Source organism: Sphingomonas sp. P3_C5 (assembly GCF_056402635.1).
In genome coordinates this window covers 653,407-669,875 of the sequence record NZ_JBFUHA010000001.1, presented here as the reverse complement: position 1 = coordinate 669,875, position 16,469 = coordinate 653,407, and the positions used below count along the sequence as shown (strand labels likewise).

Here is a 16,469-nt window from a genome sequence, read left to right as displayed (position 1 = left end):
ACTGCGATTGAATCGAGCGACGGAAACCAGCGTCGGCCCCGCTGCAGGCAGCTCTTAGGGTCGAGTTTGATCGGGTTACGTCAGTCGTCATCCCGGACTTGTTCCGGGATCCACCGGGCCACATTCTCTAAGTTTCGGATGTTCGGGACCCGGCTCAGTGGATGCCGGAACAAGTCCGGCATGACGGGTAAAGCTGATCGAATTCGGCTCTCAAGCATCGACGTGGCACCGGCACTCAGCCGGGTATTTTTTCCAGGAAATCGCGCTTGATCTTCTTGGCGAGGCTCCATTTGTGGACCTCGGTCGGGCCGTCATAAATCCTGAAGGCGCGGATCTCGCGAAAGACCTGCTCGACGATGGTATCGCCGGTCACGCCCGATCCGCCCATCACCTGCACGCAATTATCGGCGATCTTCATCAGCGCTTCGCTCACCGCGACCTTGGCCATCGAGCTTTCGGCGGTGCCGAGCGATCCGCCATCGAGCACGCCGGCGCACCAGTCGATCATCAGCTCGGCCTGTTTGAGCAGGATGGCATTTTCAGCCAGCATGAAGCCGACCCCTTCATGGTCGATCAGCAGCTTGCCGAAGGCCTGTCGCCGGCACGCATAAGCCGTGGCGATTTCCTGCGCGCGGATACAGCTGCCGAGCCAGCGCATGCAATGCGACAGCCGCGCCGGCGCGAGGCGTATCTGGGCATATTTGAAGCCCTCTCCGCTTTTGCCGAGCATCTGATCGGCGGGGACCCGCAGATCGCTGATCGTGAGCGTGGCGTGGCCGCCGGGCATCGAACTGTCGATGGTATCGGGAATGCGATCGATATGGATCGCCGGATCCGGCAGGTCGACCAGGAACATGCAGGCGCCGTCTTCCGACTTTGCCATGATGATACCGACCTTCGCCCCGTCATAGCCGGTGATGAACGCCTTGCGGCCGTTGATGACCCAGTGGTTCCCGTCGAGGCGGCACATCGTCTGCATCATCGAAGGATCGGATCCGGCGCCGCCCTCCGCGGCGAGCTCCGTCATCAGGAAGGCCGAGCGTACGTCGCCCGCGACCATCGGTCTCAGGAAGCGCGCTTTCTGTTCGGCGCTGCCGACATGGCCGAGCAGGTACATATTGCCCTCGTCGGGCGCCATGGTGTTGAGGGCGAGCGGGCCGAGCGGCGACAGCCCCGATTTGATGAGAACGAGCGCCGTCTCGCGCTGGGTGAGATGGCTGCCGTCTGGCATGATGTGCGGCGTCAACAGGCCCACAGCACGCGCCTTTTCGCGCATCTCCATGACCAGCGCATCGAGCGGGCCGTGACCATGGCCTTTGGCCCTGGGATCCTGCTCATAAGGAAGCACGACCGACCGCACAAAGGCTTCGACTCTTGCCGCGATGTCTGATGCGCGCTCGCTCATCGGCGATCCAATTCCAGTTCAGGGGGCTGATTGGTGGCAGCTATTCCACAGGATATTGGAACAATCACCTGTCACATCACGCAGGTTTGCGACCGTTGCGCGGGCGCTAGCGTCAGTGGAAAGATCAGGAGAGACCACGCCATGCCGTTCACCGGCCCCGCCGAAGATCGCCTCGCGATCCGCGACCTTCTCGATGCTTATGCCGACGCAGTGACTCAGCGCGACGCCGCTGCCTGGGCCGCGACCTGGGCCGGGGATTCGGAGTGGACGCTGCTCGATTTTCCCGAGATCGGTACGATCAAGGGGCGTGACGCCATCGTCGCGATGTGGACCGAGGCGATGAAAGGCTTTCCTGGCCTGGTGTTCCAGGCCTGGCCGGGATCGATCGAAGTGGAGGGCGAGCGCGCGACGGTGCGCAGCTACACATCCGAGGTCTATGATCACGCCGGCGTCACCAAGCGCGATCGCGGCTTCTATGATGACGCGTGCGTGCGCGTCGATGGCCGATGGTTGTTCGAACGCCGCGCGTTTCGCTACCTCCACCGGCACGGCTGACCTTAGTGCGCGATCGGCCCTGATAGGCTCGCGCGTTATTGGGCGTTCATGCCGCCATCAACGACGAATTCGGCACCGGTGATATAGCGCGCTTCGTCTGAGGCGAGGAACAGGTTCATATTGGCGATGTCGAGGGGATCGCCCATATATCCCATCGGGATCATTGCCAGCGTCGCATCATAATTGACCGCATTGTCGACCTCAGCGACGGCCTGCATGTTGGTCAGGATCATGCCGGGATGGACCGTGTTGCAGCGGATCTTGTCCTTCGCACATTCAATGGCGACCACCTTGGAAAACAGCCGCACGCCGCCCTTTGCCGCCGCATAGGCGGCGCAGAACGGAACGCCGAACAGCCCCGCCACCGATGATATGTTGATGATCGAGCCGCCTTGGCCGAGCGCACGCATCGCCAGCAACGCGCGCTGCGTTCCATAGAAGACGCTGTTGAGATTGACGTCGTTCTGCAGCTGCCAGTCCGCGGCCGTCAAATCCGCTATGGGACGCAGCACGGCGATGCCGGCATTGTTGACGACGATGTCGATGCGGCGATGGGCGATATCGATCGTGGCCATCACCCGATCCCAATCAGGCTCGCTGGTGACATCGTGCGCGAGCGCCCGTGCATCGCCGCCCGCGGCGCGGATGCCGGCTGCGACCCGTTCCGCCCCCTCCGCATCGCGATCAGTGACGTAGACGAAGGCGCCCTCCTCAGCGAAGCGTTGCGCGGTGGCGCTGCCCAGGCCAGGAAGCGAGGCTCCTCCGGTCACCAGCGCGATCTTTCCAGCGAGACGATCCATGCGATGCTCCTTTAGCGGAAAGGCGCAACCGCCGCTGGCGGTTGCGCAGTCCTGACAGCTTACTTCAGATCAGAATTTGAACCCGATCGTGCCGCCATAGCTGGCCGGCTCGATCGCGGAGGCGAACGACCACAGGCCGGCAACGGTGAAGGCAGCGCTCATCCGCTTCTGATTGAGCATGTTGCGGCCGAACACAGTGACATAGGCCTGGGTATGGCCGATATCGAAGTGCGCGGTGATGCTGGCGTCGACGAGATCCTGGGTCTGGGTGCGGACGCGGGGATCATTGCCATTGACCATCACCGAGGTGACGACGCCCGAGGTGGTGACCGGAGTCAGCGCTCCGAGCGAGATCTGCTGATCATAAGGCGAGATATGGCGCAGCCCGACGCTGGTCGCCACGCTGCCGAAACCGGTGTCCAGCGTATATTCCGCACCGAGCGAACCGCTGAACTTCGGGGCGTAGATCAGGTTGTTCTTCGAATAATCGAAGGGGACGATCGCGCCGTTATAGATGTTGCCGGTGATGAAGTTCTTGAAATGCGAGTCCATGTACGCCGCGGTCGCGCTCAGCTTCAGGCCGTGCACGGGGTGCGCTGTCGCATCCAGCTCGATACCCTTGATGGTCGCCGAACCGACATTGGTGGTGACCGTCTGGTTGCCATTCGGGCCGCCCGGGATCGTGGTGCTTTGCTGGAGGCTGTTATATTTCGAAATGAACGCGGCGAGATTGAACTGGAGATGGCGCCCCAACAGATCGAGCTTCGCGCCTGCCTCATAGCTGTCGACGGTTTCGGGTTGATAGGGCTGGCTGGCGGTCGCCACCGTGGCGGCGCGAGGGCTGAACCCGCCTGAGCGGTAACCGCGCGACCAGCTGGCATAGAGCATCGTGTCCCGATCGGGACGGAAGTCGATACCGACCTTCGGCGTGAACTTCTTGAAGGTACCGCGGCCATTGCCGACCACGCCGCTCTGGGCGAAGCTGTTGTCCAGCTCCTTTTTATCCTGGGTGTAGCGGCCGCCGAAGGACAGGCGCCATTTGTCCATAAACGCCCAGTTGAAGTCGCCAAAAACGGCATAGGAAGTGGTCCGGCCGACCACGGTCTGCGCGTTCGTATCCGCCACCAGCGGGCTCAGCGCCGCATTGAAGGCGAACAGGCGGACGTGCTGGACGAGATCATAATGCGAGCTGAAATAATAGCCGCCGACCACATAATCGAAGGTCGATCCGAGCTTGCCCGCGGCGCGCAGCTCCTGGCTCCATTGCTCGTAATTCTGCGTGCGCAGCGTGTAATAGAGATCCGTGCTCGAGGCGTCGAAATCCTGGGTCTGGAATTCAGAGGATTTGCGCCAGCCGGTGATCGAGGTCAGCTTCACCCCACCAAGATCGAGGTTCATCTCGAGGCTCGCGGATGGCGCGCTATAGTGGCTCGTGGCCGGGCTGTTGAACACGGTATAGAGATCGGACGTGGTGTTCCGATTGCACTCGTTCGCAGGCTCATAGACGCAGAAAAGCTCGCCGGTCGCCGCGATGTTGCTGTTGACCGGCTCAAAAGTCTGGTCGAGCTTTTCGACGGTCAAGAGGGCATCGAAATCGCTGCCCTTGGGCTTGAACAGGAGCGAGGCGCCGAAATTCTCGTTGTTCGAGCCGCCGGCACGCTTGCCGGTGATGGCGTTGTGGTAAAAGCCATCGCTCTGGTTGTGGAAATACCAGCCTTTGAGACCAATGGACTCGCCATCGCCCACATTCAGCAGGGCGCGTGTGGCCCAGCTGTTGAAGCTGCTATAGGTGCCTTCGAATTTGCCGCCGGTCTCCATGGTCGGGCGCGTACGGCGGATGTTGATCACGCCGCCGATGGTGTTGCGGCCGAACAATGTGCCCTGCGGGCCGCGCAGCACTTCGAGCTGATCGATGTCGAAAAAGTCGAGCAGCTGGCCGGTATTGGTACCGACGAACACGCCGTCGATCACCACGCCCACCGTCGGCTCCTGCGACTTTTCGATATCGGCATAGGTGAGGCCGCGGATCGAAAGATTGGCCGCCTGTGCGCCTGAATTCTGCTGGGTGATCAGCAGGTTCGGTGCTGCGCCCTGCAGATCGCCGATATTCGTCGAAGCCTTGTTCTCGAGCATCGCGCCATTGATCGCGGTGATCGCGACCGGCGTGTTCTGCAGCGTCTCGTCGCGGTGACGCGCGGTGACGACAATGTCGTTCGCGTCCGATCCGGTCGGGGCGGTTTCGGCCGGAGCGCTTTCGGCGGGCGGAGTCTGTTCCTGCGCAAGAGCAGGCGCCGACAATGCCAGCAATGCGGTCGTCGAAAGGGCGGTCAGTATGGATGGGCGGCCAAGGTTGATCTTCATATCTACTCCCCCGTTCAGGCGCGATTGGGCGGCCTGTCTTTTTCTCCTTTCGCTATGCGCGTGATTGGCTGGACGCTTAACTAGCACTTCTCGCAGGTGCGGGAGCGACACCGGCACGCGACCACGACCTCTACCGAAAGGGAGAAGGTCGTGGCGCTGAACCGTCGTTTTCTGCTGGTCCGCCGCCCGCACGGCGCGCCCGTGATGGCCGATTTCAGATTGGTCGAGGAGGCCATTCCCGCGCCGCCGCCGGGCGGCTTCGTCGTCCGCAACCATTATGCGTCGCTCGACCCGGCCCAGCGTGGCTGGATGGACGATGTGCCGAGCTATATGCCGCCGATCGCGCTTGACGCGCCGGTACGCGCAACCACCGTCGGCACCATCCACGCGTCCGACAATCCGGCGTTCGAGCCGGGCGATTGGGTCGTGGGGCTCAACGCGCTCGAGGAGTATTCGGCGGCTGAGCCCGGCGGCTTCACCATGAAGATCGACATATCTCAGGTGGCGTCGCCCTCGCAGTTCCTTTCGACCATCGGCGCGGTCGGCGTGACCGGCTATTTCGGCCTGCTGGACGTGGCAAAGCCCAAGGCGGGCGAGACCCTGCTTGTATCGGGGGCTGCCGGAGCGGTAGGCTCAGTGGTCGGGCAGATCGGCAAGATCATGGGGTGCCGCGTCATCGGCATCGCCGGCGGGCCGGAGAAGTGCCGCCGGCTGATCGAGGAATATGGCTTCGACGTGGCGATCGATTACAAGGGTAAATCGGTCGAGCAGCTTGCGGCCGAGATCGCCGTCGCGGCGCCCGGCGGCGCCGACATGGTGTTCGAGAATGTCGGCGGCGATGTCATGGACGCCGAGCTCCTCAATCTGGCGCTCAACGCCCGGATCATATTGTGCGGCCTGATCAGCGAATATAATGCACCGGAAAAGGCGGGCATCCGCAACCTGTGGCAGGTGCTGGCGCGCCAGGCGACGATCCATGGCTTTCTGATTTCGGCCTATGCCGATCGCTTTGCCGAGGGTGGCGCGCAATTGACCCAATGGGTCGCCGAGGGCCGGCTGCGCATCGACGAGGATGTGCAGCATGGCCTGGAGAACAGCTATGCGGCTTTCATGCGGCTGTTCGACGGCACCAATACCGGCAAGCTCGTGCTGAAGATCGCCTGATAGGCGAGTCTGCGGAAACGCCGGCAGCGCCCCGAGCAAGCTCAGGGCGCTGCCGGACGCGTCAGAACTGGACGCGTTTGGTGTAGCCGCCGTCGATCACGACATTGGTGCCGGTGGTATAGGATGACGCCGGGCTGGCGAGGAACACGATGGTCCTGGCCACTTCCTCCGGCCCGCCCCAGCGGCCAAGTGCGAACTGCGCCTCGGTGGCGGCATGGAGTTCGGGCATGGCGGCCTTGATCGCTTCCCAATTGCCGCCGGGAAAGGAAATCGGCCCCGGCGAGACCGCGTTGACGCGAATGCCCTTTGCCCCGAGCGCCTGGCCGAGTTGCTTGGCATAGGTCAGCAGCGCGCCCTTGATGGCGTTGAAGGCCTGGGGGACGATGAAGGTCTCGACAGCGGCGGTGCTCGACATGATCACGATCGCGCCCGATCCGGATTTTTCGAGATATGGCTCCAGCGTCTCGCAGCCGATCACAGTACCTTTGACGTCTGTGTTGAGGCACGCGTCCCAATCACCGGTGGCGCCGGAGCCCGAGGCGCTGGCGCCGGGGACGAAGATATCGCATCCGCCCAGCCGCTCCGCGGCCGATTTCAGCCAGTCCGGATATGCGGCGAGGTCGGACATATCAAAGGCCTCGCCGATGACCTTGCCGCCGTGACGCGACAGCGAAGCGATGGTTTCAGCCACCTGCTCCGGATTGCGCGAGAAAAAGGCGATGTCGCAGCCTTCCGCCGCGAAGATCTCCAGCGCCGCCCGGCCGATGCCGCGGCTGCCACCCGTCAGGATGACCTTCCTGCCCTTCAGGCCAAGGTCCATGATCAATTCCTTATAGAATACGTCGTGTTGCGCTTGTCGGCGCGGCCGGCCGGCACAACCACTGTTTTTTTCGTGAGGATGCCGGCCCCGCCCCGCGTGATAGCAAGCCCTGGCATAGACCATGGGAGAGATCGGCGTGCGCCTCAAAGGCAAAAAGGCTGTCATCCTCGGAGCCAGCAGCCCCGACAATATGGGCCAGGCCATCGCCCGGCGCTTCATCGCCGAAGGGGCAGAGGTCCTCGTTTCCGGGCGGAAGGACGATGTGCTGCAGGCCTTCGCGGCGGAAACCGGCTGCCGATGGTCGGCCTGCGACCTGACCGACGCGGCAAGCGTCAGCGCGCTTGCCGATAGCGCGGTGGAGCAACTGGGCGGCATCGACATCGCCATCAATGCCACCGGCTGGGGCCTGCTCAAGCCGTTCCTCGAGACCGACGCCGCGGAATTGGCGGCGATCACCGCGCTGCAGTTCATCGGTCCGTTTCAGTTCTTCCAGGCGATGATACGCAAGATGGGCATCAGCCATGGTGGACGTGGCGGCGCGATCGTCCAGATCAGTTCGGCCACGGCGACGATCATGCTGAACGACCATGCCGCCTATATGGGCACCAAGGCGGGCACTGATCATATCATCCGCTGCATCGCCCATGAGTTCGGTGCCGAGGGCATTCGCGCGAATTCGATCTCGCCCGGGCTGACCGAGACCCCGATGACCGCCGAAGCAGTGAACCTCCCCGGCCTCTCCGAGGCTTTCGTGCCGAGCTATCCGCTGGGGCGCATCGGCACGCGGGAGGATATTGCCGCGGCCGCCGTCTGGCTGTGCAGCGACGAGTGCTTCATGACCGGAGACAATCTGCAGGTGAATGGCGGTCTGACGTTGCGGCGCAACCCGACGCGCGAAGAGCTGACCGCGAGCATCATGCGCGCGGCCGGCGCCGCCTGATCCGCGGAGCCTGCCCCAGCAATCGCCATCAGGAGAATGCCATGTCTCGGGTTGATCGTATCGGCGACGTTGCCGAAATCATGCTCGGCTATGTCGAGAACAAGCAGACCTTCATGGGCGAGAGCACGCTGCGCGTGGCGAGCCGCAGCTATACCGATGCCGATCAATGGCGGACCGAGATTGAGCAGGTCTTCAAACGTGCGCCGCTGATGCTTGCCTTTACCGCCGAGCTGCCCAAGCCAGGCGATTACAAGGCGATGGACGCGGTCGGCATGCCGGTGCTCATCAACCGCGACAAGGCGGGCAAGGTCCGCGCCTTCCTCAATGTCTGCTCGCATCGCGGCGCTCCGCTTGCCGATAAGGGCTATGGGAATTGCCCGCGCTTCACCTGCAAATACCACGCCTGGAGCTATGGCCAGGACGGCAGGCTGCTGGCGATATCGGAATCGAGCAGCTTCGGCGACGTCGACAAATCCGAACGGGGCCTGCGTGAGCTGCCCTGTGAGGAGCGCGCCGGCATGATCTTCGTCTGCCTGACGCCGGGCACGCCGATCGATCTCGATGATCATTTCCGGGGCCTGCTCGGCGATTTCGAGGCGCTTGATTTCCACGACTGGACCTATCTCGGATCGCGCACCATCGAGGGCGCGAACTGGAAGGTCGCGATGGACGGCTATCTGGAGGGCTATCACTTCGCATCGCTTCACCCCGAAACCATCGCACCGCGTACCCCATCGAACCGGATGCATTATGAGGGTTTCGGGCCGAGTTTCAGGATCGGCTTTCCGCAGCGGCTGATCGGCGAAGCGCTTCGGGCCGTGCCGCGCGAGAAATGGGGCGAGCAGGAGAATAACGGTTTCGATTTCGTGCGGATCTTCTTTCCCAATGTCGCGATCTTCATCGCGCCGGAAATCACCCAGATCGCGCAGATCTTCCCCGGGCCGACCCCCGACCGGAACCGCACTGTCCTGAACTATCTACGCCGGGAGCCGCTTCGGGATGACGAAGACCGCGCCGGCGTCGAAGCGGCGATCAATTTCTTTCGCGATGTGACTTATAATGAGGATTATCTGATCGGCCTCGATGTCCAGAAGGGTCTGGAAAGCGGGGCGCATGACGACATGATTTTCGGCCGCAACGAGCGCGGCAACCAATATTTCCACGAATGGCTGAACTGGTATCTCGCAAAGGACACCGCAGCGCCTGAACCGGTGATGTGAGCCGCACGGGGGCGGATCAGACCCCCATCATGCCGGCGGTGGTGGCGCCGTCGATCACATATTCGCTGCCCGAGACGAACAGGGCTTCGTCCGACCCAAGCCAGGCCACCAGCCCGGCGATTTCACCGACCGTCGCCATCCGTCTGAGGGGCGACATGCCCTCATAGGCCGCCCGTGCCGCCGCCGGATCGGGCGCCTGTGCGATCAGGTTTCCGATCAAGCCGGTTTCCACCACGCCGGGCAGGACAGCGTTCACCCTGATCCGGTACCCCTGGTTGCCGCAATGCACCGCCGCCGATTTGGTCAGCGCGACCACGGCTGCCTTGGACACCGAATAAGCGGCGAAATTGCCCATCGCCCGGTGCGCGTTCATCGAGGAATTGATGATGATCGAGCCCGTCGGCCCTTCGGGGTTGCGCTTCATCATCCGGATCGCGTGCTGCACCGTCAACATCACGCCGGTCTGGTTCACGCCGATGACATTGTTCCAGCCTTCGACCGTGATGTCCTCGATGCTGGCGTCACCCGCCTCGGTTCCGGCATTGGCGAAGGCGATATCGAGCCGGCCGAAATCCGCGAGGAGCTGTTCGGCCACCGCGGGCCAGCCCGCCGCATCCTGGACGCGGTGTGCGACGAAATGCGCGCCCGTCTCGGCGCACAATGTTTCCGCCGCTGCCGCATTCGATCCGGTGAACAGGACCTTCGCACCCTCGGCGGCGAGCCGCAGAACCGCGCCCGCGCCGATACCCGAGGTTCCGCCGGTCACCAGCGCAACCTTGCCTTGTAATCTTCCCTGCACGGCTCTCTTCCCATGATTCGCAGTGGTTCTGGCGCATTCGAGAGCGGCCGTAACCTATCGATTCCGCAAGGTGACGCGCCCGCTCACACGCGACACACTTGGGGCCGATAATCATGATGGAGAGGATTCGGCTTATGGCGGACAGGGACCTGCAGGTGTCGGGCAGCGACGGCGCGGCCCGCAGCCCGGGGATCAGCTGGACTGAGCTGATGGCGAGCGATTCCCGGCCGGCCCCGGCCTGTCTGACCGAGGAGCATTTCGAATATCTCGGCTCAGAGCCGCTCGCCGCCGAGCGCTATACCAGTGAGACATTCGCCCATGCGGAGCGCGAGCGCATGTGGCCCCATGTCTGGCAATTCGCCGCACGCGAGGAGGATCTGCCCGAGACGGGGGACTATGTCGTCTATGAGAATGCCGGGCGATCCTTCCTGATCACGCGGCAGGAGGACGGTTCGGTCCGCGCCTTCCACAATGTCTGCCTCCACCGCGGTCGCAAGCTCAAGACCGGGAATGGCCATGCCAACAAGTTCACCTGCCCCTTCCATGGCTTCACCTGGACCACGGGCGGCAATTTCGTGTCGATGCCGTGCAAATGGGACTTTCCGCATCTCGCCGACCAGAACATGGCGCTGCCCGAAGCCGAAATCGGCCGCTGGGCGGGGTATATCTTCCTGCGCGAAGAACCGGGCGGGCCGAGCCTCGAGGAGTTCCTCGCTCCGTTACCCGAACATTTCCAGCGATGGCGGCACGAGGAATGCACCACCGTGGTGTGGGTCGCCAAGGAGGTCCCGGCGAACTGGAAGGTCACGGCCGAAGCTTTCATGGAAGCTTGGCACACGGTGGTCACCCATCCCCAGCTCCTGCCCTTCACCGGCGACTGCAACAGCGCCTATTGGAACTGGGGCGACAATGTTAACGTCAATCTCGTTCCGTTCGGCATCATGTCTCCGCATGTCGACGCGACGGGCAAGCCGCAGCAATGGATCGTCGACGAGTTCGTCAAATATAATGGCCGCTCGGCTGACAATTACGAGGCATCGAGCGACCCGTTCGCGGTGACCGTGCCGGAAGGCATGACAGCGCGCGAGGCACTCGGCGCGGCGATGCGGGCCGGGTACACGGCGCAGACCGGCCATGACCATGACCATGCTACCGACTCCGAATTGCTCGACGCGCTGGTCTATAACGTCTTTCCGAACTTCGCCCCCTGGGGCGGCTTCATGCCGAACATCGTCTATCGCTGGCGGCCGGGCAAAACGGTCGACACCTGCCTGATGGAGATCCGTGTGCTCGCCCGGGCGAAGAAAGGCGAGCCGATCCCCCGCGGCGTTGCGATGCACATGCTCGAGCCCCATCAGCCCTGGACGGATGCGACCGAGCTCGGCGTGCTGGGCGACGTGTTCGAACAGGATATGGCGAACCTGCCTTTCGTCCAGGAGGGGCTTCACTGCTCCAAGACCGGCCGGATCCAGCTGGCGAACTATCAGGAGGTGCGGATCCGCCAGTTCCACCAGACACTCGACAAGTATATCCAAGGCCAAGCGGGAGCGAGCGCATGACCGAAGCCCTGACCGAAGAGACCCACCCGGCGCGGATAAACTGCGTCCTGATCTGCGGCGGCGTCTGGCATGACATGGACTTTGCCCGGCTCGAGCTGCTCAAGCTGCTGGCTGAGGACGAGCGGGTCCGCACCCGTGTGTTCGAGAATTACGAAACGATCGACGCGCTGGCGTCGGCGGATATCCTCATCACTTACACCTGCGACGTGACACCGTCGCTGAAGGCCCAGGAGACGCTGCGCGACTGGCTCGCAAAGGGCGGGCGCTGGTATGCGCTGCACGGGACCAATTCAGTGCTGCGGCTGCTCGACAACGGCTTATGGGACGCGCCGCGCTGGGCGCCGCTGCTGATGGATATGCTCGGCAGCCAGTTCCTCTCGCATCCGGCGATCGAGCCCTATCTCGTCACCGTCGCCGATCCCGGCCATCCGCTGGTCCATGGTATCGAGCCCTTTGAGAGCACCGACGAGCTCTATCACATGGAGACGCACGGCGATCTCCATGTTCTGCTGGAGACCGAATGTACCGAACCGGGCACCGGCTTTGTCGAGGCCGAGGATGCGCCGGGCAAGCATCCGGTTTTCTATCTCAAGGGGCATGGCCAGGGGGCCGTGCTGTACCTGACGCTCGGCCATTGCCGCGGCCATTACGACCTGCAGCCGATGCTCGACTGGTGGCCGACGGTCGACCGCTGTGCCTGGGACCTGCCGGTATTCTACGACCTGCTACGGCGCGGGATCAGCTGGATAAAGGACCGCGAAACCGCCTGAGCGATTCAGTCCTCGACGCCTGCGAAGCGGTCCAGCGCGGCGTCGGGATCGTCCGGCCAGCGCGAGAGCACCAGCAGGCGCTTGTGGCCATGGCCGATCGACAGCTCGTCAGTGACGCCCATGCCGCCGTGGAACTGGATCATCTCATGGCCGAGCGCCACGGCCGCCGGCGCGATAAAGGCTCGCGCGCCGCTCACCGCCTGGGCGAAGCCGGGCTTGTCGCGCGAGACGATCGCCAGGTTGAGCAAGCCCCGGCTCTGCTCGATCGCGGCATATTGCGCCGCCATGCGGTGTTGCAGCGCCTGGAAGCTGCCGAGCCTGGTGCCGAATTGCTCGCGCGACTTCAGATATTCGAGCGTCTCCTCGAACAGCCGTGTCATGATGCCGAGCATTTCGGCCGAACGGGCAAGGTTGGCGAGCAGCTCGACACTTGCGACCTCTTCCACCCCGCCTGAGAGACGATGAGCGGATTCGACCAGCAGGTCGTTGAACTCAAGCGATGCGGCGATGCCGCCGTCAGCCATGCGCCAAGTCCGTTTGATCAGACCAGGAGCGTCGGCGGGCGCGAAATAGAGCCCCACGCCTTCGCGAGCGTTCGCTGCGCCTTTGCTTCTCGCGGTGATGATATAGCCATCGACCCCGGCGCCTGCCGGGACATGTGCCTTGGCACCGGTCAGCCGCACATCCTCGCCGCTCGTCACTGCCGTCGCTTCGATCCACAGCCGGCCTGGCCGGCCGCGCGCCTCGTCATGGGCAAGCGCGATGCGCCGCGAGCCGTCGAGTAGACCCGGCAGCCACGCGTCGCGCAAGGCGTGCGGCGCGGTTGCGGCAAAGAGTCGGCCGGCGAGCAGGACATTCTCGATCAGCGGTTCGACCACGAGACCATTGCCCAGCGCTTCGAACACTGTGGCGACGCCGACGGCGTCCAGATCCATACCGCCGAGATCCGCGGTGAAAGGCGCGGCGATCAGCCCGAGCTCGCCGAGCAGCGCCCAGTTGTGCGCTGAAAAGCCATTGGGTTCGCCGAGGAAGGCGCGGCGGCGATCCATGTCATATTGGTCCCTGACGAATCGCTCCGCCAGCGCCTTCAGCATTTCCCCATCTTCGCCGATGTCGAAATTCACCAGATGTCCCCTATTGTCGCTACCGCTTTAGCAGCACCGGGGAACCCGCCACGCTCGGCAAAATAGTTAGGGGTGCGCACAGGACGGCGTCGTGGCATCGCCGAAATACCGTGCTGGCCTAGCGTTTTGATGAGTCGGAATGGCAGCGAAACGGGTCTTAAAAGCTCCGTATCCGGACTCGAAACCGGGACGGGAGTATCATGCGCGCAATCGCCGAAGGTCTGTTCACCGATGAAACTCCGCCGCGGCTGATCGGCGGACGGCATCGCCAATCGGGCCGCATCGTGTTTCCGTGCCCCGCCGGCGACGATTATGAGCGCCATCCGCTGAAGCGCGAAGGTACGCTCTGGTCCTACACCATCCAGCGTTACCGCCCGAAATCGCCGCCCTATGCCGGCCCCGAGGCGTTCCGCCCCTGGCCGGTCGCCTATATCGAATTGGACGGTGAGGCCATCATCGAGGCCCGGCTCGCCAATGTCGAAGCCGAGGACATCCGGATCGGCATGCCGCTCGAATTGACGCTGGTTCCGCTCGACCCCGCCGCGGCCGACCCGCGACTGGTCCACGCCTTTCAGCCCGCGCGGACCGCGTCATGAGCGATGTCTGCATTGTCGGGGTTGGTATTCATCCGTTCGGCCGTACCGATGGCCTGTCCGGTATGGACCAGGGCGTCTATGCCGTACGGCAGGCGCTGGCGGATGCCGGGGCCGACTGGGCCGATATCCAGTTCGCCTATGGCGCGTCCGAGGCAGCCGGCAATCCCGACACGATGGTCGAGCAGCTTGGCCTGACCGGCCTCCAGTTCATCAATGTGAGGAATGGCTGCGCCGCCGGCGGATCAGCTTTGTTCTCGGCGCAAATGGCGATCAAATCGGGCGAGTTCGAACTCGGCCTCGCCGTCGGCTTCGACAAGCACCCACGCGGCGCCTTCAACCCGATGCCGGCCGATTTCAACCTGCCCGACTGGTATGGCGAGGCGGGCTACATGATCACCACGCAATTTTTCGCCAACAAGATCACCCGCTACATGCACGAGCATGGCATCTCGGCGACGAGCCTCGGCCGGGTCGCGGAAAAGGCGTTCCGTAACGCAGTGCACGCCCCCCATGCATGGCGACGCGAGCCGGTCGCGCTCGACACTATCATGGACGCGCCGATGGTGAGCGATCCTTATACGAAATATATGTTCTGCTCGCCGGCCGAAGGCGGGGTCGCGCTGATCCTCGCCAGCGAGAAGAAAGCGCGCGAGTTGGGCAAGCCACTGATCCGCCTGAAGGCAGCGGCGATGCGGACGCGGCCGCCCGGTTCGTTCGAGGTCTTCGCGCCTTCGATCGACATCGAGCGTGGCGGCTCGGCCACGAGGATCGCCTCTACCGACGCGTTCCGCATGGCTGGGATCGGCCCCGAAGACATCGCCATCGCCCAGCTGCAGGATACCGAGGCCGGCGCCGAAATCATGCATATGGCCGAGAATGGCTTCTGCAAGGATGGCGAGCAGGACCAGTGGCTTGCCGAAGGATTGACTGACATCGATGGCCGGCTCCCGGTCAATACCGATGGCGGCTGCCTCGCCTGTGGCGAACCGATCGGTGCGTCGGGCCTGCGCCAGGTCTATGAAAATGTGGTACAGCTGCGCGGCGATGGTGGCGGCCGGCAGGTGCCCGGCAACCCCAAGACCGCCTATGGCCATGTCTACGGTGCTCCGGGCGTTTCCGCCGTGACGATCCTGGAACGCTGATGCACATCGACCTCTCTCCCGAAGACAGCGCATTCCGCGACGAGGTTCGCGCCTTTCTGGCGGCCAATTTGCCCGACGCTCTGAGGGCGGGCGCTGCGGCGACTCCATCGGTGTTCGTCGAACCCGAGATCGGCCAGGTCTGGAACGCGATTCTGCATCGCCGGGGATGGCTCGGCTATCAATGGCCGGTCGAGCATGGCGGTACCGGGTGGAGCCCGGTGCAGCGCTACATCTTCGAAAAGGAGTGCGCGCTCGCCGGCGCGCCCATGCTGACCGTATTGGCCCTGAAGCTTGTCGCGCCAGTGATCTGGAGCTTTGGCAGCGCGGCCCAGAAGGCGTTTTATCTTCCCCGCATCCTGACCGGCGAGGACTATTGGTGCCAGGGCTTCTCCGAGCCCGGCAGCGGATCCGACCTCGCCTCGCTGCAATGCCGGGCCGTGCGCGACGGAGACCGCTATATCCTCAACGGCTCGAAGATCTGGACGACGCATGCGCACCATGCCAACCGGATGTTCTGCCTCGTCCGCACCGATCCGAGCGTCCGCAAACAGGCGGGCATCTCGTTCCTGCTGGTCGATATGAACCAGCCGGGCATCACCGTCCGCCCCATTCTTACCGTTGCAGGTGACCATGAGGTCAACCAGGTGTTCCTCGAGGATGTCATCGTGCCGATCGAAGACCGGGTCGGCGAGGAAGGTCAGGGCTGGGAGATCGCCAAATTCCTGCTGGAGAATGAGCGTGGCGGCTCCTGCGCTGCCCCCAAGCTCGCTTATGACCTCGACAAGCTCGCAGAAGCGGCCGCGCACGAACCCGATGGCCGCGGCGGCACGATGGCCGACGACCGGCAATGGAAGCGCAAGATCGCCAGGCTGAGGCTTGCGGTGCAGGCGCTCGAGATGATCGAGCTCGAGATCATTTCCAGGATCGCCCAGGGCCGCCCACCCGGCCCGCAGACATCGCTCATCAAATTGCTCGCCTCAAATCTGAGGCAGGATCTCGATCTGCTGGCGGTCGATCTTTACGGCGCCGCCGGCCTCCAGCTTGAAACGATGCGCCCGCTTTACGGCGACAACGCCCCCTCCCCAGTCCGCTCCAAAGAGGCCCAGCTCGCCGCGCCGCGCTATCTCAACAGCCGCGCCTGGACCATTTTCGGGGGCACCAACGAAGTACAGGCGAATATCATCGCCAGGTCCGTGCTGGGCCTTTGATGGAAA

General features: G+C 63.5%; 15 protein-coding genes. 9 read left to right on the top strand and 6 right to left on the bottom strand.

All coding sequences use genetic code 11. The features are described from left to right. Window positions 1-235: 235 nt before the first annotated feature. On the bottom strand, window positions 236-1,405 hold the full coding sequence (locus tag AC1DVS_RS03245) for an acyl-CoA dehydrogenase family protein (protein ID WP_478020205.1): 1,170 nt from the start codon (window positions 1,403-1,405) through the stop codon (window positions 236-238). Between the two features lie 141 nt (window positions 1,406-1,546). Here AC1DVS_RS03245 and AC1DVS_RS03240 point away from each other — a divergent pair, with 141 nt between their 5' ends. Further along, window positions 1,547-1,960 carry a nuclear transport factor 2 family protein gene (locus AC1DVS_RS03240; RefSeq protein ID WP_478020203.1) on the top strand — a complete coding sequence of 138 codons (414 nt, stop codon included), beginning with the start codon at window positions 1,547-1,549 and terminating at the stop codon, window positions 1,958-1,960. 35 nt (window positions 1,961-1,995) lie between these two features. On the opposite strand, the gene AC1DVS_RS03235 is transcribed toward AC1DVS_RS03240, so the two are convergent. Continuing rightward, window positions 1,996-2,760 (bottom strand): SDR family NAD(P)-dependent oxidoreductase, encoded by a 765-nt coding sequence (locus tag AC1DVS_RS03235; RefSeq protein WP_478020201.1) that lies wholly within the window; start codon window positions 2,758-2,760, stop codon window positions 1,996-1,998. 69 nt (window positions 2,761-2,829) lie between these two features. Further along, entirely contained in the window at window positions 2,830-5,121 is a 2,292-nt protein-coding gene (locus AC1DVS_RS03230) for a TonB-dependent receptor (protein ID WP_478020200.1), read from the bottom strand. 150 nt (window positions 5,122-5,271) lie between these two features. On the opposite strand from AC1DVS_RS03230, the gene AC1DVS_RS03225 reads away from it, so the two are divergent. Next, window positions 5,272-6,285: an NADP-dependent oxidoreductase gene (locus AC1DVS_RS03225; protein ID WP_478020199.1), complete on the top strand. Its 1,014-nt coding sequence runs from the start codon at window positions 5,272-5,274 to the stop codon at window positions 6,283-6,285. 61 nt (window positions 6,286-6,346) lie between these two features. On the opposite strand, the gene AC1DVS_RS03220 is transcribed toward AC1DVS_RS03225, so the two are convergent. Beyond that, on the bottom strand, window positions 6,347-7,105 hold the full coding sequence (locus tag AC1DVS_RS03220) for an SDR family NAD(P)-dependent oxidoreductase (protein WP_478020197.1): 759 nt from the start codon (window positions 7,103-7,105) through the stop codon (window positions 6,347-6,349). A gap of 121 nt (window positions 7,106-7,226) precedes the next feature. On the opposite strand from AC1DVS_RS03220, the gene AC1DVS_RS03215 reads away from it, so the two are divergent. Beyond that, a complete protein-coding gene (locus AC1DVS_RS03215; RefSeq protein ID WP_478020196.1) occupies window positions 7,227-8,045 on the top strand; it encodes an SDR family oxidoreductase in 819 nt (272 codons plus the stop codon). A gap of 41 nt (window positions 8,046-8,086) precedes the next feature. After that, window positions 8,087-9,265, top strand: a complete 1,179-nt coding sequence (locus AC1DVS_RS03210) for an aromatic ring-hydroxylating oxygenase subunit alpha (protein ID WP_478020195.1) — start codon at window positions 8,087-8,089, stop codon at window positions 9,263-9,265. A 16-nt stretch (window positions 9,266-9,281) separates the two neighbouring features. On the opposite strand, the gene AC1DVS_RS03205 is transcribed toward AC1DVS_RS03210, so the two are convergent. Beyond that, window positions 9,282-10,064 (bottom strand): SDR family NAD(P)-dependent oxidoreductase, encoded by a 783-nt coding sequence (locus AC1DVS_RS03205; RefSeq protein ID WP_478020193.1) that lies wholly within the window; start codon window positions 10,062-10,064, stop codon window positions 9,282-9,284. Window positions 10,065-10,198: 134 nt separating this feature from the next. On the opposite strand from AC1DVS_RS03205, the gene AC1DVS_RS03200 reads away from it, so the two are divergent. Together AC1DVS_RS03200 and AC1DVS_RS03195 are read left to right on the top strand one after the other, a co-directional pair. Next, entirely contained in the window at window positions 10,199-11,623 is a 1,425-nt protein-coding gene (locus AC1DVS_RS03200) for an aromatic ring-hydroxylating oxygenase subunit alpha (RefSeq protein ID WP_478020192.1), read from the top strand. Continuing rightward, window positions 11,620-12,393, top strand: coding sequence for a ThuA domain-containing protein (locus AC1DVS_RS03195; RefSeq protein ID WP_478020190.1), 774 nt, complete (start codon window positions 11,620-11,622; stop codon window positions 12,391-12,393). Before AC1DVS_RS03200 ends, AC1DVS_RS03195 begins: the two co-directional genes overlap by 4 nt. Before the next feature lie 5 nt (window positions 12,394-12,398). Here AC1DVS_RS03195 and AC1DVS_RS03190 read toward each other — a convergent pair whose 3' ends face one another. Then, a complete protein-coding gene (locus AC1DVS_RS03190) occupies window positions 12,399-13,517 on the bottom strand; it encodes an acyl-CoA dehydrogenase family protein (protein WP_478020188.1) in 1,119 nt (372 codons plus the stop codon). 200 nt (window positions 13,518-13,717) lie between these two features. On the opposite strand from AC1DVS_RS03190, the gene AC1DVS_RS03185 reads away from it, so the two are divergent. The 3 genes from AC1DVS_RS03185 to AC1DVS_RS03175 are packed head-to-tail and all read left to right on the top strand — an operon-like array spanning window position 13,718 to window position 16,463. Next, a complete protein-coding gene (locus AC1DVS_RS03185; RefSeq protein WP_478020186.1) occupies window positions 13,718-14,113 on the top strand; it encodes a Zn-ribbon domain-containing OB-fold protein in 396 nt (131 codons plus the stop codon). Then, entirely contained in the window at window positions 14,110-15,255 is a 1,146-nt protein-coding gene (locus AC1DVS_RS03180) for a thiolase family protein (RefSeq protein WP_478020184.1), read from the top strand. The genes AC1DVS_RS03185 and AC1DVS_RS03180 overlap by 4 nt, the downstream gene beginning before the upstream one ends. Continuing rightward, window positions 15,255-16,463, top strand: coding sequence for an acyl-CoA dehydrogenase family protein (locus AC1DVS_RS03175; RefSeq protein ID WP_478020182.1), 1,209 nt, complete (start codon window positions 15,255-15,257; stop codon window positions 16,461-16,463). Before AC1DVS_RS03180 ends, AC1DVS_RS03175 begins: the two co-directional genes overlap by 1 nt. The last annotated feature ends 6 nt before the right edge of the window (window positions 16,464-16,469 follow it).